Source organism: Bacillus sp. SA1-12 (genome assembly GCF_000981385.1).
Lineage (GTDB): Bacteria > Bacillota > Bacilli > Bacillales > Bacillaceae > Metabacillus.
In genome coordinates this window covers 70,521-93,388 of sequence record NZ_LATZ01000001.1, presented here as the reverse complement: position 1 = coordinate 93,388, position 22,868 = coordinate 70,521, and the positions used below count along the sequence as shown (strand labels likewise).

The window sequence follows — 22,868 nt, the reverse complement described above, 5'->3', positions numbered from 1 at the left end:
CTAACAGCTAAACCTTCCTACCCATTTATGAACAATGATCCTATTACTAACAGAAAGTTTTCTTTTCGCCATGTAAGCTATAACGACGATGTTGCTTTACTGCATTCATGGATGCATGAAGAGCATGTCATCCCTTTTTGGAAGCTTAATATTTCATTAGAAGCATATAAGCTTCATTTACAGAATTTTTTGAATGATCAGCATCAAACGTTATTAATTGGCGAGGTCGATGGAGTACCTGTTAGTTATTGGGAGTCATATTGGGTGGAAGGAGATATTATTGAAAGATTTTATGAGTTTGAACCTTTTGACCAGGGTATTCACCTGCTCATTGGAAATAAGGACTATCTGGGAAAAGGGTTTATTTATCCCTTGCTGTTAACGATCTTATTTCATAAATTTCAAGTTTATCAAACAAATAAGGTAATAGCAGAACCAGATATCCGTAATGAAAAAATGATTCATGTCTTTAAAAAATGCGGCTTTACCTCAATAAAGGAGGTAGTGCTTCCTGATAAAACAGGACTTTTGATGTTCTGTGAACGGGAAAATTTCGAAAGGAGATGGGCCGATTGGCTTCAAAACAAATTTTAGATGTGATTGGCATAGGGATCGGTCCTTTTAATCTTGGATTAGCGGCATTGCTTGAAAAAACTGATTGCCAAGCATTGTTTTTTGATAAAAAGCCGCGATTTGATTGGCATCCAGGTATGCTGATTGAAGGGACGACCTTACAAGTGCCTTTTATGGCTGATGCTGTAACAATGGTTGACCCAACGAACCGATTTAGCTATTTAAATTATTTACATGAGCATAAGCGATTATATAAGTTTTATTTTTTAGAAAGATTTCATATACCGCGCAATGAGTATAATCATTATTGCCAGTGGGTTGCTGAACAGCTGCCACATCTTCAGTTTGATCATGAGGTGGAAACGATTGAAAAAACGGAAGAAGGCCATTATCGGGTGACGGTCCAATCTCAAAGTAATGCTATCAAAAAAACATATGAAACGAAGCATGTTGTTATAGGAATTGGAACAAAACCGTATATGCCAGAAAGGTTTTCTGGTGTTAGCGATCGAATCATCCATTCTTCTCACTATTTAACAAGACGTGAAGATGCCCTGCAAGCTAAATCAGTAACCATAATCGGATCGGGACAGAGTGCTGCGGAAATATTTTATGACCTGCTCTCAAGGGAGCCTGATCATAACTATCAATTGTCATGGTATACAAGATCAAAAGGGTTTTATCCAATGGAATATTCTAAGCTGGGTTTAGAGCATTTCTCGCCAGATTATACAAATTACTTTTACCATTTGCCTGCAGAAAAGAAGAGAGCAGTTCTTAAAAATCAGGCATTGCTTTATAAAGGGATTAGCTTTTCAACAATTGAGGATATTTATGATCTATTGTATGAACGATCCATTGGCACAAACAAACCTAACGTACATTTGCAGGCATTAACTGAGCTTGTGGCAATCGAAGGTTGGGAGGATACTTTGCGTCTATCACTCTATCAAATTGAACAAGAAGCAGGCAAGCAGACAGAGAGTGATCTTGTTATTCTTGCTACAGGATATCAGCCATATATACCTAAATGCTTAAAAGGGATTGAGGCATTGCTGGAATGGGATGATAACGGACAATTAATGATTGAGGAAGACTATAAGCTGAAGACAAAGAATAACACCAAGAACCATGTATTTATTCAGAACGGTGAGCTTCATACACATGGTGTAGGTGCACCGGATTTAGGGCTGGGTGCATTCCGAAGTGCGGCAATCATCAATCAGCTTGCAGGAAAAAAGGTATACAAAACTTATGAGCATAATGTATTTCAGAATTTTGGAATGTAGCTAATAACGAAAAGGAGTTGGATATCGTGAAAATTTGTGATACACCATTAACCATGTTAACAAAGGAAAATTGGAAACTAGCTGATCAGCAATTAATCGCAAAGATGCTTCAAGAATTTATGTATGAAGAAATTATTAGCCCTCAGCTAAAAACTGAACAAAACGAAATTGGGCACTATGAATGGAAAAGTCGTGATGGAAGAATTTATCGATTCCAAGCAAAGAACCGGCTATTCGATAGTGTTTCTGTCATCCCTGAAACGATTGTTGTAATCCCGTGTGAAGAGCGCATCCCTTTATCGCTTACGCTTTTAATCAGCATCCAAGGCGAAGGGAATATGTCGGGATCAACGGCGGGCCATTTGGTTCGGGAATATTTGCACACATTGGTTGCAGATACACATATACAAGAACGCTCAAATTCATCTGAGGAGTTAGTTAAGCTTGATTATGCAGAACTTGAAGGAGAGATGACAGGCCATCCATGGATTACCTATAATAAAGGACGGATTGGATTTGGCTATGATGATTATACCCAATTTGCTCCCGAGCAAAAGAAGCCGGTGAAGTTATCCTGGATTGCTGTACATAAAAATTTGGCAACCTTTCATTCTGTGGAAGAATTGAATTATCACAAGGTGATTGAGCAGGAGCTGGAAGAGAATGCTCATACTCAGTTTATTAATCGTATAAAATCGTTGAATCTGCAGTCTGAGGATTATTATTTTATGCCAATTCATCTATGGCAGTGGAATCATTCAATTGTCACCATGTTTGCCGCAGAGATTGCAAAAAACGAGTTAATTCCGTTAGGGGAAGCAGATGATCTTTACCTCCCGCAGCAATCGATCAGAACCTTTGTGAATGTCACAAATAAAGAGAAATATCATGTGAAATTGCCGATGAGCATTTTAAACACATTAGTCTATCGCGGATTGCCTGGCGAGCGAACGGTCATTGCACCTGAAGTAACCGCATTTATGAAAAACATTCTCGACAAAGATCCGTTTTTAAAGGATGAATGCCGCCTAGGGTTATTAGGAGAAGTAGCAACGATGAATGTTGATCATTCAGTATTTAAGAATGTTAAAGGCACACCATATCAATATCTTGAATTACTTGGTGTTGTCTGGAGAGAGAGTATTTATAATCAATTAACGAGTCGTGAGCAAGCCATCACACTTGCAGCATTAGTGCATGTCGATCATGAGGGAACGCCATTTGTCTCAAAGCTTATTGAAAAGTCAGGTTTGACGGTCGAAGAATGGGTGAAAAAATTAGTAAAAGCGATTCTGCCGCCATTGCTTCACTACATGTATCAATATGGGACTGTCTTTTCACCACATGGACAAAATACAGTGCTTGTTCTGAAGGACTATGTACCAGAACGTACCATTATGAAGGATTTTGTTGATGATGTAAATATTAGTGATCAACCGCTGCCAGAGCTTTCTGTTCTTTCAAAGAATCTGAAAAGCGTGTTGCGCAGTGAACCTCCGGAAGGGTTGACACAGTTTATTTTTACTGGCTTATTTATTTGCCACTTCCGTTATTTAAGCAGTCTTCTTGAGGATAAAGAAGCATTTAGCGAACATCGTTTTTGGGAAATTGTCCGCGAGGAAATCATATTGTATCAGCAAAGATTCCCGCATTTAAAAGAACGATTTAAGCTGTTTGACCTTCTGCGCCCGACATTTACGAAATTAACACTTAATCGTAACAGGATGTTTGATTATGGTTATGATGATGGAGAAGATCGTCCACATGCAAGTGAATATGGGGTGGTTTCCAATGCTCTTTATGCAGTAACAGCTGAGAAAACTCTATCGGATTGAAGAAAAAACTAAAGGAGAGGCTGTCTTTAGGGGAATGCCCCTTTGCGGACAGCCTCTTCCTTTTGAAAGAATCAATCATTTCTAGACTTTCTTTATGTTAACTTAATTACAAAACTAGTTGACATATAATCTTTTTTGCCTATAAAATGAACTAGAAACTTGTTGTGCTAAAAATAATTTGGAGGTCTAGAATGAAAGTACATGAAATGACATACATAGCGTTATTTACAGCCGTAATGGGGGCGTTAGGACTTGTTCCGCCGATCATGCTCTCGTTTACACCGGTTCCAATTACCCTTCAGACATTAGGAGTCTTACTTTCTGGCGGAGTGCTAGGTGCTAGATTAGGAGCTTTGAGTCAAATTTTATTTTTATTGCTCGTTGCTGCAGGTATACCGCTTTTATCAGGTGGACGCGGCGGAATTGGTGTTTTCTTTGGACCAAGTGCCGGATACTTGGTGGCCTATCCTATAACAGCGTTTATCATTGGCTATTTGCTCACTAAATTCCGAACGCAATCAATACAATCGATATTATTTATTAATCTTACAGTAGGGATTTTATTGATTTATTGCATTGGCATACCCATACAAGCGTTTATAATGAAACTCTCACTTATTCAAGCAATAAAACTAAGTCTTATCTATATTCCAGGTGATGTTTTGAAGGCAATCTTTGCTTCCTATTTGGTCTATCAATTAAGGAAATCCCCAGTCATTTCCAGGAAACTAGCTAAATCTAGTGAGACACTTTAATGTCTCACTTTTTTAGTATATAGAAAGGAGTAGAAATATGTCAATCACCGCTGCCTATGAAAAGAATGCACAACAATTTCCGGAAAAAGTTGCGTTACAAACAGAGGATGAAAGCATAAGTTACCGAAATTGGTATCAACTTATTTGTCAAACTGCTAATTGGCTTGCATCTATAAAGAGGCCAAATAATGTTGTTGGGGTTTTTATGCAAAATGGCTTGCCCTTTTTACAGCTTTTTTCATCTGCATCGGAAGCAGGGCTAGTGGTCGTCCCTTTTGATGTAAAATGGACAACGACAGAAATTAAACGACGTATAAAACTTTCTCAGCCATCCATGATCATTACAATGAATGATAAATACCAAAAGATAAAGGAAATCGATCAAAATGTCATAGTATGGGAGGAGTGTTTAGGTGAGATTAAAAGGATGCCGGTTTATCGAGAAACAGAAATGAAGGAAGATTTGCCCTTTTATATGGGCTTTACTTCTGGATCAACAGGTGAACCGAAGGCTTTTATTCGCTCTCATGAATCATGGGTTCAAAGCTTTGCCTGTACTCAGTTTGATTTTCACATCAGTAAGGATGATCATGTACTTATTCCAGGATCACTGATCCACTCGCATTTTTTATTTGGCGCAATCAGTACGTTATTTTTAGGTGGCTCTGTCTATTTACTAAGTAAATTTTCACCTGCACAATCGCTAGAATTTATCGAGACTAAGCCGATTACCGTTATTTATGTCGTTCCTACCATGCTGGAGGCGTTTTTAAAGGATGGATGTCAGACGAAAAAACAACTAAAAATAATCTCCTCTGGTGCAAAGTGGGAGGAATTCACAAAACAGAGGATTAAGGAAATGTTCCCAAATTCATTTATGTATGAATTTTATGGTGCAAGTGAGCTAAGTTTTGTGACGGTCTTAACAGATGATGACAATAAACGAAAACCTGGTTCAGTCGGAAAGCCATGTCATAACGTAGACGTTCAAATACGCACATCAACAGGCGATGTTCTTGCACCAAATGAAATTGGAAAAATTTTCGTCAGAAGCAACATGCTGTTTAGCGGTTATCTTCAGGCGAATAAGTTAGGCATTCACCCATTCCTGACTGAAAATGGCTGGATGACGGTTGATGATATGGGATATATTGATGCCGAGGGTTTTTTATATATTATTGGACGAGAAAAAAACATGATATTATACGGAGGAATAAATATTTACGCTGAGGAGGTTGAGGCTGTACTGGCTTCACACCCTGAAGTTTATGCTGCAGCTGTAGTCGGAACTTCTGATCCATATTGGGGACAGGTCGTTTCAGCTGTGATCCAGGGAAGAGCAAAAAAAGCGGAATTAAGAAGGCTATGTAAAATGAAATTATCGCCATATAAGATCCCTCGGAAATGGTATTTTCTAGATGAGCTTCCTCTGACAACAAGCGGAAAAATTGCCCGGCCGAAAATAATCGAGATGTTGGAAAGGAAGGTGAATGGCGATTAACAAAGCGGTCATCGTAGAAGCGAAACGAACTCCTATTGGCAGGAAGAATGGGATGCTGCATCGGTTTGGACCACATGAATTACTTATCCCCCTCCTTAATCATGCAGCAAAGATGTCAAATAATAAAATAGATGATGTGATCATCGGAAATGTGGTTGGACCAGGGGGAAATGTATCGCGTTTAGCTGTCTTAGAGGCAGATCTCCCCGTTAGCATTCCAGGACTAACCCTTGACCGGCAATGCAGTGCTGGATTAGAAGCTATACGAATTGCCTGCTGTTTTATTCAAGCGGGAGCTGGTAAATGCTATATTGCGGGTGGAGTAGAAAGTACGAGTACATCTCCATTTCTATCAAGAGCAAGGTTTTCTCCTGATAAAATAGGTGATCCTGATATGGGAGTTGCCGCAGAAAATGTTGCCAGAACATATGGTATTACGAGGGAACTCCAGGATGAGTATACACTATTAAGCTATGAACGCAGTTTTCATGCATTTAAACAATCTCTGTTTGCAAAAGAAATCCTTGCTGTAAACGAATATAACCAGGATGAGGAATTTTTGAAAGAGCGTGACATCGAGAAACTGGTAAGGCGGGCGAGACCGGTTTTTAAAAAAGAAAGTGGAACTGTTACAGCTGCGAACAGCTGCGGCATTAATGATGGAGCAAGTACAGCATTAGTAATGGAAGAAGGGCTAGCAAGAGAAATGGGCCTGCAGCCTGTACTGCGTTATTTAGATAGTGAAGTATGCGGGGTACACCCATGTTTTCCTGGAATTGGTCCTGTCCCAGCAATTCAGCAATTACTTGAACGAAATAAATTAACAATAGCGGAAATTGATTTAATTGAATTGAACGAGCCCTTTGCCGCAAAGATTGTCGCTTGTTCAAAAGCCTTATCAATTCCGTATAGCAAGCTGAATGTCCATGGCGGTGCATTAGCAATTGGACATCCATATGGTGCATCTGGTGCAATATTGATTACCCGATTGTTTTATGAAGTGCAAAGGAGAAAAAATTGTACTTATGTTTTAGCTGCGATTGGCAGCGGGGGCGGAATTGGTCTGGCGATTTTGTTTGAAGTGATAGGAGAAGACTAAGAAAAAGAGAATTAATTAGTGGGGCTTCTAAATTTATAGGGCTTGCAACGCGCTGATCTAAGCCTCAATGATCAATAAAACAACAACCAATTGGATCTTCAAAAAAGATAGGTTGACACTTACAACTTATCAATCTACTCTTTTTAGTAAGGAATACATAATTATTAGAAGGATGTGAATAAGCGTGCAAAAGCTTTATAGAAGCGGTAAAGCTTTAATGAATGAGGTTTTAGAAACAAAGTTAATGGATCAAACCATTGCATTTTGGAGCCTAGGACAAGCAGGAGTCTTAATAAAAGGGCAACAGGAAGATGGTTGGATTTGTATAGATCCATATTTGACAGCAATTATTGAAGAAGCAGAACCACAATCGGAGTTTAAAAGAGCATTTCCTCCTGTTATTGAACCTGCTATGTTAAAAAATATTGATGGGGTGCTTATTACACATGATCATGGTGACCATCTTGATTTAGGGACATTAAAGGAACTTGACCTAGTGGCTGAAAAGACTAGCTTAATTGTCCCGGCACCTTGTAAAGCTTCTGTTACTAATGAAGTGGGACAAATGAAACTTCACTTAGCTAAAGCAGATGAGCCCTTGACAATTAAAGGTTTTACTATTACACCAGTTCCGGCAGCACATACAGAATATGTAGTAGATGAAAATAATGATCACGCTTTCTTGGGTTACTTTATTGAAGCTAATGGTGTCAAACTATACCATAGCGGTGACACAGTTATCACTCCTTTGCTTATCGAAAAGGTAAAAGCGTTTAAACCGGATGTTGCATTCCTGCCCATTAATGGGGGAGATTACTTTCGGACGTCAAGAGGAATTGTTGGCAATATGAGTTTCCGTGAAGCTGCTGACTTTTCAGCAGCTGTAGGAGCAGACCTTGCCATACCGATTCATTTTGATATGTTTCCAAATAACAGGGATAACCCTGCTTATTTTGTTGATTATCTCTTTCATCATTATCCAACACAAAAATTTCATATGATGGTTCCAGGTGAAAGGTTTATTTATTTTAAGTAAATAGTTAAATTAAATTCTGCTAGAATAAAATAATGATTATGGATTCCTAGTGAATCGGCATTCCTCGAAATATAGAATTTTCCATGTACGTATTTATTTGAATGAAATATACGTACATGGAAAATTCGCAAATAATTTATTCGTAACTACTAAACGATTTTCTAAGAAAAATTCTCCTATTCTACAACTGACATTTCTTTCCTTTCTGATTCAACCTTCTCTTTATCGTTAGAATAATAGAGTCTAAATATGATATCTTGATTGTAATTTCCAAATCCGGAGCCAAATAAAGTTACTCCACCAACATGCTCTGCATCTTTTTCAACAGCAATCCGGAATGTCCATTGCTTTTCACGAATTCCAACCTTATCAATTGTTACTTCAGATATTTTATTTCCATCTAGATAGGTGCCATTTGCAGTAATTCGCAAAGATTTTAATATGCCATATTGATTGATTTCACTTGGCCACCAGGCGGGGGTAAATTTCCCCTTATAATCACCAAAATCTCCAGGGCTGGTCCATATCCCTAAAAAAACGTTATTTAAATAAAAAGAGATATCAGATGGCCAATTTTTGTTAAATTCAGGGGCTTCTGAAGACAATTCCATCGAAATTTCCAGATCTTCTGGACAGTTGCTAGTGTGTAAAAAATTTGGAACCTTATATTCGATATAACCTTTACCAAACCACAGAATATTTGCATTAACTCTTTCAGAATCAAGAAAATACCTGGGTTCATCTAATTCTCCAATAAATTTCTTTGTTGTTGCCAGACCGCATGTTGGTTCAACATGAAAATCTGTATAGTGACCTATCGAAACATCGATTTGTTGAAATTCCCTAATATGATTTTTAGTAGGAAATTTGATTTCAATTCTATCTATATTAAGTACACATAATTTCTGCAACCCTGCTTTCCCAGGAATAAGATCAGTACGGATAAGTCCAGCCTTTTCAAGTTTTTTCACATGCTTTGTCATGATTGCGCTGCTTAATTCCGCTGCTTCCGCTAATTCACTAACATTCATCGATTGTTGTGCCAATAATTGTATAATTTTAATTCGAACCGAGCTTGCAAGTGCTTCATAAATAAGTAAATGTTCTTTTGATGTGTTGATATTCATCTAAAATAATCCCCCATATTCCGATTCGCTTTACTTATAATATATACTTTTATTAATAATTAAACAAATATATTAACAACTTTAGTGAAATTTGTTGATTTTCTTAAAGAATTAGGATTATAAACATATAATTAATGAAAAATCTTCAGGGAAACATGATTGAAATCCCTTATTTCCGTCTAGTGATTAAGAAATAAATTAATGATAATTTCTTTATATTGATTAAAATACATAGTTATTTCCATAATTTGTTGATTTTAGGGCATGAAAACGGATAAATCCTGCTGATTTAATTTTTAATGTTTATATTAATAAGTTAACGAAAAAGTATTGACAGGTTGTTCGATCATAAATATACTATCAATTAGTAATATAATTATTAATCACCGGCAATTATATTAATAATTATGTTAAGGATAATAGAAAAGTAATTTTGTTAAAATTGGCTAGAGAATGATTAGGAAAAGTGATGTGGTTTTTATGTAATAAGTCATATGGTAGATCAAATGTTTTGTAGAAAAAAATTTTTTTAATTTGATTGAAAGCGCTTAATAACTAAATCATGAGGGGGATTACTATGTTTATTAAGAAAATAGCTACACTTTCGCTTGCTCTTTTACTTATTGTAAGTTTAATCGGATGTTCAGCATTTAATGGATCTGCACCTGAAACACAATCAGGAAAAAATGAAGATGGAACAACAACAATCGGAATCTCAACTTGGGGATCTCCAGACGAGGTGAAAGTATTTAAAGAGCTGATTAGCAATTTTGAAAAAGACAACCCGGACATTAAAGTGAAAATTACTCATATCCCGGATGATTATGCTGGAAAGATGAACACTATGTTAGCTGGAGGAACAGCACCTGACGTCGTTTTTGCAACTGATGGAGATTTTGGTCGCTGGGTATCTGCAGACCTTTTCTTAAATATGCAAGAGCTAGTAGATAATAGTGATATTAATACGGAAGATATGTGGGAATCAGCATTAGGCAGATATAAATATGATGGAAAAGTTTTAGGACAAGGTGATTTGTACGCCTTGCCAAAAGATATCGGACCTTCTGTTATTTATTACAACAAAGAGTTATTTGATAAAGCTGGAGTTCCATATCCATCACCTGACAAGCCAATGAGCTTTGACGAGTTTGTAGAGACGGCTAAAAAATTGACGATCGATGAAAACGGCGATGGAAAACCAGAACAATATGGAGTAGGTTCTATTTGGTGGGAAGGATTATTATGGTCAAATGGCGGAAACGTTTTAAGTGAAGATAAAAAGGAATTTGTCCTAAATAGCCCTGAAGCAGTAGAAGCAATGCAATATGTAGCTGACCTAACAAATGTCCATAAAGTTGCTCCTGACTCAAGAGCCTTAGAAGCAATGAATGCGGATCAAATGTTTGAAACTGGAAAAGTGGCAATGGTATTCAATGGCCGTTGGATGGTTCCTACGTATCGTAAATTAAACTTCGATTGGGATGTAGCACCATATCCTGCAGGTAAAACAGGAGTAGCATCAGGTTGGTCCGGATCAGTTGGCTATGCGATTAATAAGAAAACAAAATTTGTTGACGAGTCATTTAAATTAATTGAATACTTGGCCGGTGAAGAAGGTCAGAAGATACAAACAGAATTAGGCTTTGCGATTCCAACCTATAAATCACTGTCAAATACAGATGTATTTTTACAGCCAGGTCAAAAACCAGAACATGCAGAAGTGTTTATCCAAGCTGCCGAAAATCAACGCCCTGGTCCTTGGACACTTACAACAAATAATAAATGGTTGGATACTATGAACCAAAAGTTAGGTGACCTTTGGAATGGTAAGAAATCTGCTGAGGAATTATTAGATGCAATTAAACCTGAAATTGATAAACATTTAAAAGAAGGTAACCCTGCAATTTTTGAATAAAAATTGAGTTTTTATAAAAGGGGCTTTTGAGCCCCTTTCAATTTTCCATAAGGTAAGAATCAAATCCTATATTTGAAAAGGGTGAGACAATGAATACTCAGACTGCTTCTGCCAAGACTAGCAAAACTGCTACTGATGTAAAGAAAAAGCGTAAATTCAAATCAGAGTATATGTGGGGATATATATTTGTAGCTCCACCAATTTTAGGCTTCCTCTTTTTTGCCTTAATACCCATGTTATTCTCTGTCTATGTTAGTTTTACTCAATTTGATTTATATACTCCAGCACAATTAAATGGCTTAGATAACTATAAAAGATTGTTCTTTGAAGATGATTTGTTTTGGAAAACGGTTATTAATACCTTTTATGCATCAATAGGAATTCCGTTTGGAATGGCATTATCTTTGTTAATAGCGATCGCTTTGAATCAAAAAGTTAAGGGACTTGCCCTTTTTAGAACAGCGTTCTTTTTACCTACTGTCTGTTCAATTGTCGCGATTTCATTACTTTGGAGATGGATTTTTAACTCAGATTTTGGTTTGTTAAACGTATTGCTCGGATATGTAGGAATTTCTGGTCCTTCATGGTTAAGTGATGAAAATTGGGCAATGCCGGCGATGATTATCCAAGGAGTCTGGGGCGGCTTGGGAATTAACATGATATTATATCTTGCAGCATTGCAATCAGTGCCTAGAAGTTTATATGAGGCAGCAGATATTGATGGTGCAAATGGCTGGCAAAAATTAAGATATGTTACCATCCCGTCAATTTCACCGACAACGTTTTTTATTTTAACCACATCAATCATTGGAGCCTTGCAAGATTTCCAACGCTTTATGATCATGACCGAGGGTGGACCTGATTATTCTACAACAACTGTTGTTTATTACCTATTCCTGAATGCATTCCGTTATATGGAAATGGGTTATGCTTCCGCTATGGCCTGGGTGCTGGGAATCATCATCTTAATTATCACATTTATTAACTTCAAACTAAGCAAGCGTTGGGTCCATTACTGATAAAGGAGTGAAAACATGTCTACTACAAGCATTTCTTGGAACAAAAATATGAAAAATATCCAGCTTATCAAAAAAATAAGTGCCTATGCCTTTCTTATTATCGGCGGACTCATTATGGCTGTTCCATTTTTCTGGATGCTGTCAACATCACTTAAACCTGAAGGAGCCGTTTTTGAAATGCCGCCAAAATGGCTTCCAGAGAAGTTTGTTTGGGAAAATTATTGGATTGTTTTAACAGAAGCAAACCTATTAAGAGGGTTTATTAATACCTTTTTGGTCATTATTCCTCCAACAATTGTCGGATTGTTTACAAGCTCACTGGCAGCGTTTGCATTTGCTAAATTAAAATTTCCAGGCAGGGACAAACTGTTTTTCTTATTGCTTGCAACAATTATGCTTCCTGGTGTTGTAACCATGGTTCCTACTTTTATCATTTTTAGGGATTTAGGCTGGCTTGATACATGGAAGCCATTGATTATCCCGGGTATGTTTGGGGCTGCAATGACTGTGTTTTTCTTAAGACAATTTTTTATGACAATACCTGATGAATTAATTGAGGCAGCAAAAATAGATGGTCTAAGTTATTTTGGGATTTTCTTAAGAATTATGTTTCCTTTGGCAAAGCCTGCAATTGTTACCCAAGGGATTCTAGGATTTTTGGCGGGCTACAATGACTTTATGGGACCGTTAATTTATATAAATACACCTGAAAAGTTCACACTGCAATTAGTATTAGCTTCATTTAATGGTTATTACACATCAGAATGGACGTTAATTATGGCAGGATCGGTCTTAGCCTTGATTCCTACGATTCTATTGTTCTTCTTTGCACAAAAACAATTTATTGAGGGAATTACAATGACAGGGGTCAAAGGATAATAGTAACAAATTTTATTAGACATTTCACAAATGAGGAGACAGGATATGGACCAGAATTATTTATACAAAAACCCGATAATCGAACAACGTGCAGATCCATGGATTTATAAACATGTTGATGGATACTACTATTTTACAGCTTCTGTACCAGAGTATGATCGAATCGAGCTTCGAAGATCTGCAACCATTCAGGGCCTGGAAAGTGCTGAACCGGTAATTGTATGGAGAAAGTATGATACAGGTCCAATGAGCGCTAATATTTGGGCTCCAGAAATTCATTTTATTGATGGGGCATGGTACATCTATTTTGCAGCAGCAAGGACGACTGAAACAAATGAAGGATTATTTGATCATCGTATGTTTGTACTTGAAACGAAATCCGCAAATCCGTTAGAGGGTGAATGGGTGGAAAAGGGTCAAATCAAAGCAAAGTGGGAATCATTTTCGCTTGATGCGACAACTTTTGAACATAATGGGGAAAGATACTTAGTTTGGCCGCAAAAAGATCCTAATATTAAGGGGAATTCGAATCTTTATATTTCAAAAATGAGCAACCCTTGGACCTTATCCGGGGAACAGGTGATGATCACAACTCCAGAATATGATTGGGAAAAAATCGGATATTTAGTAAATGAAGGACCTGCGGTTTTAAACCGGAATGGGAAAATAATCATTACGTTTTCAGCCAGCGCAACAGATCATCATTATTGCATGGGATTATTGTATGCTTCTGACTCCGCTGATTTACTTAATCCTGAGTCTTGGACTAAGCTGCCAGAGCCAGTGTTTAAAACGAGTGAGAACATGGGACAATATGGCCCTGGACATAACAGTTTTACAGTATCAGAGGATGGATCGAAAGATATTATTGTTTATCATGCAAGGAATTATAAAGAAATTGAAGGGAACCCACTTTATGATCCGAACCGACATACTCGGGCTCAAGAATTTACTTGGGGGGAAGATGGACTTCCTATCTTTGGTGAGCCTGTTGCTGATTCAAAACAACTCATCAAGTAAATCCGTTCGGTAATAATTGTGTAGCTCTCTTAGATTCAAAGATTAGTATATTGATATTATTTCATACTTTAAGGTTTGAGAAAGGATGATAAAAAATGACAGTGAAAGCAACAATGACAATTGATAAAGAATTTAGAATTGGACAAATCGACGAGAGAATTTATGGTTCATTTATTGAACATTTAGGAAGAGCTGTATATGAAGGAATTTACGAGCCTGATCATCCATCTGCTGATGAACAAGGTTTTCGAACAGATGTGATCGAATTAGTCAAACAATTAAGAGTGCCGTTAGTTAGATATCCAGGCGGTAACTTTGTATCAGGGTATAATTGGGAAGACGGAGTAGGTCCGGTTGCCGACCGTCCTAGAAGGTTAGATCTCGCATGGAGAACAACTGAAACGAATCATATTGGTACAAATGAATTCATGGATTGGGCAAAAAAGATTAATGCAGAAGTAAATATGGCTGTTAACTTGGGGACTCGCGGCATTGATGCTGCACGCAATTTATTAGAATATTGTAACCATCCATCAGGTTCTTACTGGAGTGACCTCCGCATCTCTCATGGTTATAAGGATCCACATAAAATTAAAACATGGTGTCTGGGAAATGAAATGGATGGTCCTTGGCAAATTGGTCATAAAACAGCTGCTGAGTATGGGCGTCTTGCAGTTGAAACAGCTAAAGCGATGAAATGGGTTGATCCGACAATTGAATTAGTAGCATGCGGCAGCTCGAATCGTCATATGCCTACATTTGCGGAGTGGGAAGCAACTGTTTTAGAACATACGTATGATCACGTTGATTATATTTCCCTGCATACTTATTATGGGAATCGTGACAATGATTTAGCAAATTATTTAGCTCAATCATTAGATATGGATCAATTCATTTATTCTATCATCTCAACTGCGGATTACATCAAAGCGAAAAAGCGCAGCAAGAAAACGATCAACTTGTCATTTGATGAGTGGAATGTTTGGTTCCATTCAAATGAAGCCGATAAAAAGATTGAACCTTGGTCTATTGCACCTCCGCAGCTTGAAGATATTTATACATTTGAGGATTCCTTATTAGTAGGAAGCATGTTAATTTCGATGCTAAAACGTGCAGACCGTGTGAAAATTGCCTGTCTTGCTCAGCTAGTAAACGTTATTGCGCCAATCATGACTGTAAAAGGCGGGGAAGCTTGGAAACAAACAATCTTCTATCCGTACATGCATGCATCGATCTTTGGCAGAGGAACTGCTTTACATTCAATTGTATCCTCACCAAAATATGACAGTAAGGATTTCACCGATGTTCCATATCTTGATACGGTTTCTGTTTACGATGAAGAAAATGAAACATTAACAATTTTTGCTGTTAACCGTCATCAAACAGATACACTTAATCTTGATGCGGATGTTAGAAGCTTTGAGGGCTATAAGGTTGTCGAACACATCGTCCTTGAAAATGATGATGTTAAAGCAACAAATCAGTATGATCGATCCAATGTTACACCACATAGCAATGGAGATGCGAGTATGGACAATGGACGTTTATCTGCGAATCTTTCTAAGCTTTCATGGAATGTTATTCGCTTGGCGAAATAAGCCTACTAACAAAAACCTTTCCTAGTAAATAGGGAAGGTTTTTTCTGATTTAAAAGTAAAAATGGTTTATATGGTATACAATATAACAATAAACAGCGAATAATTTTTAATATGCAGATTGTACGTACATGTGTATAATAGGTTAAACATACCCAGCCTTTAGGCCATAGTTATAATTTTTCATTAGAGGTGATGACATGTGAAAAAGCTTTTACTTGTCTATGTCATTTTATTTTCGATCTTTTCCATTTATCTATATAACTATTACTTAAAAGAATCCTTTTTATATCCTTTTGGAAAAAATGAAGAGCAATTACAAGGAGATATGGGAGAAAAATATGTAATGGTTACGTTTTTAGCAGGGATTGATTACTGGAAAAGTGCTATCAAAGGATTCGAAGATGCGGCCAATGAGTTGAATGTATCAGTTGAATACCGTGGCGCAACCCAGTATGATTCCCATGAACAAATTACAGTTTTGGAACAAGTCATCGCTAAAAAGCCGGCGGGAATTGCGATATCAGCAATAAATCCATATGAATTAAACACAACGATTAATAAAGCGATTGAAGCAGGAATTCCTGTTGTTTTGTTTGATTCCGATGCTCCTTCAAGCAAGGCACTATCCTTTTTGGGAACAAATAATTATGTTGCGGGTGAGACTGGAGCTCATAAAATGGCTGATTTATTGAATCGTAATGGAAAAGTAGCGGTTATCACCCTGCCAGATCAGCTGAATCATCAGGAAAGAACAGATGGTTTTGTTGAGACCATTGAGGAAGAATATCCTCGTATGGAGGTCGTAGAAATAAAAGATGGCAAAGGTGATCAATTGCGTTCAGAACAAGCTGCATTAGATATTATTAAAGAACATCCAGATATTCAGGGGATTTTTACAACAGAAGCAAATGGCGGTGTTGGTATTGCTCAAGCAACAGAATCGTTAAAAAAGGAACAACAAATAAGAATTATTAGTTTTGATACGGATAAACGAACTCTTGATAAAATAAAGGAAGGCGCTATTTCGGCAACATTGGCTCAAGGCACCTGGAATATGGGTTATTGGTCCATGCAGTTCCTTTTCCAGCATAATCATGGAACTTCTTCATTTTCCCCAACACAGCAAGGCGAGCAATCAGCGATATTACCTGAATATGTGGATACAGGGATTTCGGTTGTCACGAAAGAGAATATTGAAGAGTATTATGCAGACTAAAAACTTCAAGAGGACGAGAGTTGAAGTATGATGAAGAAACCAGTCTTTAAACTTAATAATTTTCCAATTCGCTATAAAATTATTACGCTCCTTCTATTAATCAGTATTCTGCCTTCTATGGGGCTTGGTTTATTAACCGGTTTTACAGTAGAGAGGATTATTGACAACCAAGCAACACAGCATACGCTGCAGTTAATCGGACAAGTGAATAAAACATTGGAAACCTATGCAAGCAATATGCAGAATATAAGTTATTTGCTCTCAATGGACCCTGAAATAAAAACTTTCTTTTCTCAGAAACAACCAACTACCAATCAATCAGAGGATGAGGTATACTCAATTCGGAAATTCATGCAAGGGCTTTCAACTTTGTATCCTGAAGTTGCTGGGATTTTAGTCGTTAATAGCCACGGAGATTATATAAGTAACGAACTTTACTCAAGATCTAACGAGAATTTAACTAAAGAATCATGGTATAAGGAAGCCGTTCAAAATGAAGGGATTTTTAAAATAATCGGCCATCCGGCTAATCGTGCAATTACAAGTCATGTTAATTACAAAAACAGTGAAGTAGTTACTGTTGTCCGTTCCATTATTGAACCTGAAACCCAAGAGGTGAGAGGTGTAGTTTTAATTGATTTAAAGCTCCGGGTGATTGCCGAAGCGACAAAGAATGTCAGATTGGGAAAATCAGGATATTTAATGGTTATTGATGAAAATGGCGAAGAAATTTATTCGCCGGCAAATCCATTAGTGAAGGAAATACCTAAGCGGTTGCTTAACAGCGAGGAATCTGGTTATTTCTCAGAGGAGCTGGAAGGAAACACCTTGCAGTTTATTTATCAAAAACAGCCATTTACGAATTGGACGACGGTTGGTATTTTTTCGACCGATGAATCAATTATTGAAGTAAAAACGATTCATTTATATGTCATTTCGTTTGTCTTTTTTGTTTGTTTATTTGGGATCACAGCTTCATACTATCTTTCTAACTCAATGTCAAAGCCAATTGTCCAGCTGATGTCATTTATGAGAAAAGTAGAATCAGGAAATCTCTCGATCCGTTATAAAGGTGATCGAAAAGACGAAATAGGGATGCTAGGGAGAAGCTTCAACCATATGATCGTTAAAGTCAATGATCTTATTTCACTAACTGAACAGCAAGAACGCCAAAAAAGGGAAGCAGAACTTAGGAGTCTTCAAGCACATATCAAACCTCATTTTCTTTATAATACATTGGACACGATCAATTGGATGGCCAGAAAACGAGGTGCTGATGATGTTTCAGAGGTTGTTGCCTCATTATCAAGATTGTTTCGAATTGGTCTGAGTAAAGGAAATGACATTATTTTATTGACAGAAGAAATAACCCATATCCAAAGCTATTTGAGTATTCAAAAAGCAAGATATCGTGATAAGCTCAACTATTCAATTAAGCTGGAACCAAAAATCCATGATGTCACAATACTTAAGCTTGTTCTCCAGCCTATTGTGGAAAATGCCATATATCATGGAATTAAAGAAAGAAAAGGACCTGGTCATATTCATATCCATGCAAAAGAAGAACAAGACCGATTAGTTATAAAAGTAACAGATGACGGCAAAGGCATTCCATCGGATAAACTTGATGCTTTAAGGGAAAAAATGGACAGCCTCTATAAGGTAAAAGAGGAGAATGGAAAACGGGTAGATTTTGGTTATGGAATGATGAATGTCCAAGCGAGAATAAAATTAACGTACGGAGACCAATATGGCTTAATAATTGACAGCATACTTGGTGAAGGGACTGTTGTTATGATTAATCTGCCAATCCAAAGAAATAGTATAAAAAGGTAAAAGTCAAGGGGGGAACGTGATGAACAAAACCACTTGGAAGGTATTAATTGCTGATGATGAGCCTGTAATTCGTGAAGGGATTCGGGATTCTGTTGATTGGTCATCACTTCAAATGGATGTAAAAGCTGAGGCTGAGGACGGTGAGGAGGCGTTAGAGCTGGCATTAGAGCACTCTGTTGATATTCTTTTAGCAGATTTAAATATGCCGATTATGAATGGGATTACTTTAATAAAGGAAATACGTGAAAAGCTGCCACATTGTAAAATAGTCATTATTACTGGACACGATGAATTCTCTTATGCGCAAGAAGCTGTAAGATTAAATGTCACAGACTACATTTTAAAGCCGGCTGATCCAGATCAATTAAAACAAGTATTGGAGGGTGTACGAAATGAACTTGAAAAGACAGTAAAGCAGGATGAATATTTAAAAATGGCTTCCAACCAAATATCAAAGAATCTTTCAATATTAAGGGAAAGGTTTTGCCGGGAATGGGTAGAGGGACGATTAAAAGAATCAGATATTTTAAAGCAATTAGAATTTCTGGAATTACCTTTAGAAAGTCCAAAGCTGTTCGCAATCATGCAAAGTCCAGAATACTTCGCGAATAAACCATTATTAAACGATAAAGACAAGCAGATGTTTTTCTTTTCAATTGAAAATATCATACTGGAAATACTTGAATCCTATATTCCTGTCATTTTTCGAGACGACACTGGAAGAATCAACTTGATCGTATGGAAAGAAGTTACTGAAACCTTGGTTAAAAAAGTGGAAGAAGCGATTAAAGAATGCCTGAAAATGACTGTCCATTTGTACGTGGAAACGATTGATGGCAACTTGGAAACTATTCCTGAAGTGTATAGACTTTGTAAAGAGGCAGTTGATCAAGAGTCCGTTATCTCTCCTGTTGTTCGACGGGCAAGGCTATTTATTGAAGGGCATTACACAGAGCCCTCTATTACATTGGAAGCTGTCGCACAAACCTTACAAGTATCACCTGTTTATTTAAGTCGAGTAATAAAACAGGAACTTGGCATGTCTTTTGTAAATTTGGTAACCAATTTGAGAATAAAAAAGGCGATCCAACTACTAAATTCTACAGATTTACCAATTGTAGAAATATCAGAGCAAGTTGGCTATGATACACAGCACTATTTTAGTACTGCTTTTAAAAAGGTGATGGGCGTATCTCCGATTAAATATCGGAAAGGGTTAGTGGAAGATAAGTAAAAAGGACTATCCCTCCAGTTATAATTGGTGTTTGGAGGGACAGATTCTTTGTTTTGAAAGGATCGCTTAAATTAGCCTTTTACTAAAGATTCATTTCCATCTTCGTTTTAAAATTGAACGAAAGGGAAATTCCCCACTCCATTTTATTCAATTTACTTGCAAATCTGTCCTCATCGTTTCATATCTTTTTCAATGTCCTCACATTCAAAGACTAAGATGCTTTCATATACTCTGATCCGTTCATTATGGATTTAGAATAAATAACTAAACATTACTCGGCACCTTATGGGGAAACTTCTAGCCTATATGCATGTCGGCCTATATGCCGTTACCTCATAGCCTGCCTTATCCGTCCAAAAAGATTTATCCTTTTGTTGATCCTCTACATAAACTGCATCAGTTGATATTCGCTTCATCATGCTTTAAAGCCTCTGAATATGTTATAGTAATTTATCCCAATTTGAACAGTTAAACTCCCGCTAATGGAAGTTATACCGGTATTTTGCCCTAATGAAGGCGATTCCATTGATAGGTAGAAAAAAAGGAATGATAGTAATTAATTGACCACAATTTGAATAAAAATTATAATAATGATAAATTCATTTTTGATTCCTTCTAAAGGGGAGTAGCTGTACAGGAAAGTCGTCAATACGGGTTATACTTACCTCGGCTTTGCTGGCAACAATCGTTGTTTGCGAGACCTTTACCACTTATTTGGTGAGGTCTTTTTTATATTCATCTAGCAAGCTGATGATCTATTAAAAATATGGTTCGATCTATTCTCCTGAAAGGAGTAGTATAAATGACTAGTTATGATTATGCTAAAAGTATTGTATTTGAAATGAACAAAGGAAAAATTCATATAAAACAACACCATCAGGATCTTAAACTAATCGGAACAGGAAGAAGTGCCTGTGTTTTTAAAATAAAAGATTCTGATAAGGTAATAAAAGTATTTCCGCCCCAGTTTACTCATATAGCGAAGGAAGAAATAGAGATTTATCATAAGATCCCGCATATTCCCTATTTTCCTGCTGTTTATGAATCTGGAGAAAATTTTATCACGATGGATTATATAAATGGAAATACCTTATTTTCTTGTTTAACGAAAGGAATCATTATTCAGGAGCATCATATTAAGGAAGTCGATCATATATTGGATTTAGTTAGAAAAGTTGGACTGAATCCATCAGATATCCACCTGCGAAATATCATTATTACTCCTGACAATCATATAAAAATGATTGATGTGGCAAGATTTAAACAAAAGAAGGATTGCACGCAATGGCGTGACTTGAAAAATGCCTATTACCGTTTTTATCGCCATCCCCTTTTTCCGAAGAAATTACCAGAAGGTATACTAAATGGGATAGCGGCATTGTATAAGCGGCAACTAATCTCTTTAAATGTTTCTGCAAAGAAAAAGGTACCAAATGAATATTAATTTAAAAGTTAAAAGGGTCTGCCCTCTACAAACCATGATGTATAGAAGCTCTCTACATTGTGGTTGAGGGGCAGACTTTTTTTCATTTTAGCTTTGGTGTCTAGCTCCGGCGCCTAGCGACTAATGAACTTCCCCCTCCTTACGCTAAGTCAACATCGAATCGCTTACGCTCTTTCCTTTATCTCATACGGAGTGCTCTTTTTTCTACGTCGCTGAGCAAGGCTCTTCCGCTTTTTGATGTAAGCGGTTTAAATTAAGTTAAATTTTTATAAAAATAGTTGTTTTATTAAAAAGACGGTTTTTTTTTATAGTGTTATATTTTTAGTACTAATTCCTTAATTGAATTGGCCATGTGAGAAATAAGAAAGGGGGACAACTAGATGAAAAGGAAATCGTTTACACTTTTTCTTTTAATCGTACTGGTAGTTGCTTTGGCCGGATGTGGTGTCAAAGAGACGAGTGGAGAGTCTAAAGGTTTTATCGGGATATCAATGCCAACAAAATCATCTGAAAGATGGGTGAATGATGGCCAAAATATGAAAAAGCTTTTTGAGGAGCTGGGATATAAAACAGATTTACAATATGCAGAAGATATCATTGAAAACCAAACGGCACAAATTGAAAACATGATTACAAAGGGTGTTGATGTATTAGTTATCGCGCCAATAGATGATCGTTCAGGGTTAACAAGTGTTTTAGAAAGAGCAAATAAACAAGGGATTAAGGTAATCTCTTATGACCGTTTAATTCAGCACAGTGAATATGTCGATTACTATGCAACCTTTGATAACTTTCAGGTAGGGGTATTACAAGGAACGTATATTGAAGAAAAATTAGGGCTAAAAGAAGAGGAAGGTCCGTTTAATATTGAGATATTTGCAGGATCTCCAGATGACAATAATGCCTATTTCTTTTTTGATGGGGCGATGTCAATCCTTGAGCCATATATCAAATCAGGAAAGTTAGTTGTTCGAAGCAATCAGACAAAGTTTAACCAAGGTGCCACACTTAGATGGGATGGAGCACTGGCACAATCAAGAATGGATAATCTCTTAAGTGCCTATTATTCCTCAGAACGAGTGGATGCTGTTCTTTCTCCATATGATGGGATAAGTATTGGGGTTATTTCCTCATTAAGAGGTGTAGGCTATGGAAGTGAAGATAAACCGATGCCGGTCATAACTGGCCAGGATGCTGAGCTTGCTTCTATCAAATCGATTATTAATAAACGACAAACACAAACTGTATTTAAAGATACACGCGAGCTGGCTAAAAAGGCTGTTGAAATGGCGGATGCCTTATTAAATGGAGAAAAAGCTGAAGTTAATGATACGAAGACGTACAATAACGGCAAGAAAATCGTACCCGCTTATTTATTAAACCCTGTTTCTGTTGATATAACAAACTATGAATCTGTCTTGGTTGACAGCGGTTACTATACGAAAGAACAGCTTGGACAAAAATAATGGATTTCTAGAATTCTAGTTAAAAC

18 protein-coding genes are annotated in these 22,868 nt (G+C 37.0%); 17 read left to right on the top strand and 1 reads right to left on the bottom strand.

Features of this window, described 5'->3' with window-relative positions:
• Positions 1-27: 27 nt before the first annotated feature.
• From WQ54_RS00405 to WQ54_RS00375, 7 genes are all read left to right on the top strand, one after another.
• Complete coding sequence (locus WQ54_RS00405) at positions 28-594, top strand: GNAT family N-acetyltransferase (protein WP_046510881.1); 567 nt, start codon at positions 28-30, stop codon at positions 592-594.
• On the top strand, positions 564-1,862 hold the full coding sequence (locus WQ54_RS00400; protein ID WP_046510546.1) for a lysine N(6)-hydroxylase/L-ornithine N(5)-oxygenase family protein: 1,299 nt from the start codon (positions 564-566) through the stop codon (positions 1,860-1,862). Before WQ54_RS00405 ends, WQ54_RS00400 begins: the two co-directional genes overlap by 31 nt.
• Positions 1,863-1,888: 26 nt before the next feature.
• Entirely contained in the window at positions 1,889-3,697 is a 1,809-nt protein-coding gene (locus WQ54_RS00395; protein WP_084821768.1) for an IucA/IucC family siderophore biosynthesis protein, read from the top strand.
• Positions 3,698-3,888: 191 nt separating this feature from the next.
• Positions 3,889-4,452 (top strand): biotin transporter BioY, encoded by a 564-nt coding sequence (locus tag WQ54_RS00390; RefSeq protein WP_046510544.1) that lies wholly within the window; start codon positions 3,889-3,891, stop codon positions 4,450-4,452.
• Positions 4,453-4,489: 37 nt separating this feature from the next.
• Positions 4,490-5,953 carry an AMP-binding protein gene (locus tag WQ54_RS00385; RefSeq protein ID WP_046510543.1) on the top strand — a complete coding sequence of 488 codons (1,464 nt, stop codon included), beginning with the start codon at positions 4,490-4,492 and terminating at the stop codon, positions 5,951-5,953.
• Positions 5,949-7,052 carry an acetyl-CoA C-acyltransferase gene (locus WQ54_RS00380; RefSeq protein ID WP_197089517.1) on the top strand — a complete coding sequence of 368 codons (1,104 nt, stop codon included), beginning with the start codon at positions 5,949-5,951 and terminating at the stop codon, positions 7,050-7,052. The genes WQ54_RS00385 and WQ54_RS00380 overlap by 5 nt, the downstream gene beginning before the upstream one ends.
• A gap of 184 nt (positions 7,053-7,236) precedes the next feature.
• Positions 7,237-8,088, top strand: coding sequence for an MBL fold metallo-hydrolase (locus WQ54_RS00375; RefSeq protein WP_052737602.1), 852 nt, complete (start codon positions 7,237-7,239; stop codon positions 8,086-8,088).
• A gap of 176 nt (positions 8,089-8,264) precedes the next feature.
• Here the strand turns inward: WQ54_RS00375 and WQ54_RS00370 are convergent, their stop codons facing one another.
• Positions 8,265-9,215, bottom strand: coding sequence for a transcriptional regulator (locus WQ54_RS00370; RefSeq protein ID WP_046510539.1), 951 nt, complete (start codon positions 9,213-9,215; stop codon positions 8,265-8,267).
• A gap of 577 nt (positions 9,216-9,792) precedes the next feature.
• Here WQ54_RS00370 and WQ54_RS00365 point away from each other — a divergent pair.
• The 10 genes from WQ54_RS00365 to chvE all read left to right on the top strand — a co-directional run bounded on the left by WQ54_RS00365 (position 9,793) and on the right by chvE (position 22,842).
• Positions 9,793-11,130 carry a sugar ABC transporter substrate-binding protein gene (locus tag WQ54_RS00365; protein WP_046510537.1) on the top strand — a complete coding sequence of 446 codons (1,338 nt, stop codon included), beginning with the start codon at positions 9,793-9,795 and terminating at the stop codon, positions 11,128-11,130.
• An 89-nt stretch (positions 11,131-11,219) separates the two neighbouring features.
• The gene (locus WQ54_RS00360) at positions 11,220-12,149 is read left to right on the top strand and encodes a carbohydrate ABC transporter permease (protein WP_046510535.1); all 930 of its coding nucleotides are present in this window, start codon (positions 11,220-11,222) and stop codon (positions 12,147-12,149) included.
• Positions 12,150-12,164: 15 nt separating this feature from the next.
• Entirely contained in the window at positions 12,165-13,028 is an 864-nt protein-coding gene (locus WQ54_RS33305) for a carbohydrate ABC transporter permease (protein ID WP_052737601.1), read from the top strand.
• A gap of 45 nt (positions 13,029-13,073) precedes the next feature.
• Positions 13,074-14,048 (top strand): family 43 glycosylhydrolase, encoded by a 975-nt coding sequence (locus WQ54_RS33300; RefSeq protein ID WP_046510533.1) that lies wholly within the window; start codon positions 13,074-13,076, stop codon positions 14,046-14,048.
• A 95-nt stretch (positions 14,049-14,143) separates the two neighbouring features.
• Positions 14,144-15,646 carry an alpha-N-arabinofuranosidase gene (locus WQ54_RS00345; RefSeq protein WP_046510531.1) on the top strand — a complete coding sequence of 501 codons (1,503 nt, stop codon included), beginning with the start codon at positions 14,144-14,146 and terminating at the stop codon, positions 15,644-15,646.
• Between the two features lie 199 nt (positions 15,647-15,845).
• Positions 15,846-16,862: a substrate-binding domain-containing protein gene (locus WQ54_RS00340; protein WP_046510529.1), complete on the top strand. Its 1,017-nt coding sequence runs from the start codon at positions 15,846-15,848 to the stop codon at positions 16,860-16,862.
• A 27-nt stretch (positions 16,863-16,889) separates the two neighbouring features.
• Positions 16,890-18,698 (top strand): sensor histidine kinase, encoded by a 1,809-nt coding sequence (locus tag WQ54_RS00335; protein WP_331434594.1) that lies wholly within the window; start codon positions 16,890-16,892, stop codon positions 18,696-18,698.
• A 19-nt stretch (positions 18,699-18,717) separates the two neighbouring features.
• Positions 18,718-19,932, top strand: a complete 1,215-nt coding sequence (locus WQ54_RS00330; protein WP_046510528.1) for a response regulator — start codon at positions 18,718-18,720, stop codon at positions 19,930-19,932.
• Positions 19,933-20,734: 802 nt separating this feature from the next.
• Positions 20,735-21,376 carry a serine/threonine protein kinase gene (locus WQ54_RS00320; protein ID WP_046510526.1) on the top strand — a complete coding sequence of 214 codons (642 nt, stop codon included), beginning with the start codon at positions 20,735-20,737 and terminating at the stop codon, positions 21,374-21,376.
• A gap of 380 nt (positions 21,377-21,756) precedes the next feature.
• On the top strand, positions 21,757-22,842 hold the full coding sequence (gene chvE / locus WQ54_RS00315; protein WP_046510524.1) for a multiple monosaccharide ABC transporter substrate-binding protein: 1,086 nt from the start codon (positions 21,757-21,759) through the stop codon (positions 22,840-22,842).
• Positions 22,843-22,868 lie beyond the last annotated feature (26 nt).

What these genes read in the sequence shown, in the direction of transcription:
- WQ54_RS00320 (WP_046510526.1), top strand. Translation starts at nt 20,735, where the DNA reads ATGACTAGTTATGATTATGCTAAAAGTATTGTATTTGAAATGAACAAA.
- WQ54_RS00405 (WP_046510881.1), top strand. Translation starts at nt 28, where the DNA reads ATGAACAATGATCCTATTACTAACAGAAAGTTTTCTTTTCGCCATGTA.
- WQ54_RS00400 (WP_046510546.1), top strand. Translation starts at nt 564, where the DNA reads ATGGGCCGATTGGCTTCAAAACAAATTTTAGATGTGATTGGCATAGGG.
- WQ54_RS00345 (WP_046510531.1), top strand. Translation starts at nt 14,144, where the DNA reads ATGACAGTGAAAGCAACAATGACAATTGATAAAGAATTTAGAATTGGA.
- WQ54_RS00330 (WP_046510528.1), top strand. Translation starts at nt 18,718, where the DNA reads ATGAACAAAACCACTTGGAAGGTATTAATTGCTGATGATGAGCCTGTA.
- chvE (WP_046510524.1), top strand. Translation starts at nt 21,757, where the DNA reads ATGAAAAGGAAATCGTTTACACTTTTTCTTTTAATCGTACTGGTAGTT.
- WQ54_RS00360 (WP_046510535.1), top strand. Translation starts at nt 11,220, where the DNA reads ATGAATACTCAGACTGCTTCTGCCAAGACTAGCAAAACTGCTACTGAT.
- WQ54_RS00385 (WP_046510543.1), top strand. Translation starts at nt 4,490, where the DNA reads ATGTCAATCACCGCTGCCTATGAAAAGAATGCACAACAATTTCCGGAA.
- WQ54_RS00370 (WP_046510539.1), bottom strand. Translation starts at nt 9,215, where the DNA reads ATGAATATCAACACATCAAAAGAACATTTACTTATTTATGAAGCACTT.
- WQ54_RS33300 (WP_046510533.1), top strand. Translation starts at nt 13,074, where the DNA reads ATGGACCAGAATTATTTATACAAAAACCCGATAATCGAACAACGTGCA.
- WQ54_RS00390 (WP_046510544.1), top strand. Translation starts at nt 3,889, where the DNA reads ATGAAAGTACATGAAATGACATACATAGCGTTATTTACAGCCGTAATG.
- WQ54_RS33305 (WP_052737601.1), top strand. Translation starts at nt 12,165, where the DNA reads ATGTCTACTACAAGCATTTCTTGGAACAAAAATATGAAAAATATCCAG.
- WQ54_RS00365 (WP_046510537.1), top strand. Translation starts at nt 9,793, where the DNA reads ATGTTTATTAAGAAAATAGCTACACTTTCGCTTGCTCTTTTACTTATT.
- WQ54_RS00335 (WP_331434594.1), top strand. Translation starts at nt 16,890, where the DNA reads ATGATGAAGAAACCAGTCTTTAAACTTAATAATTTTCCAATTCGCTAT.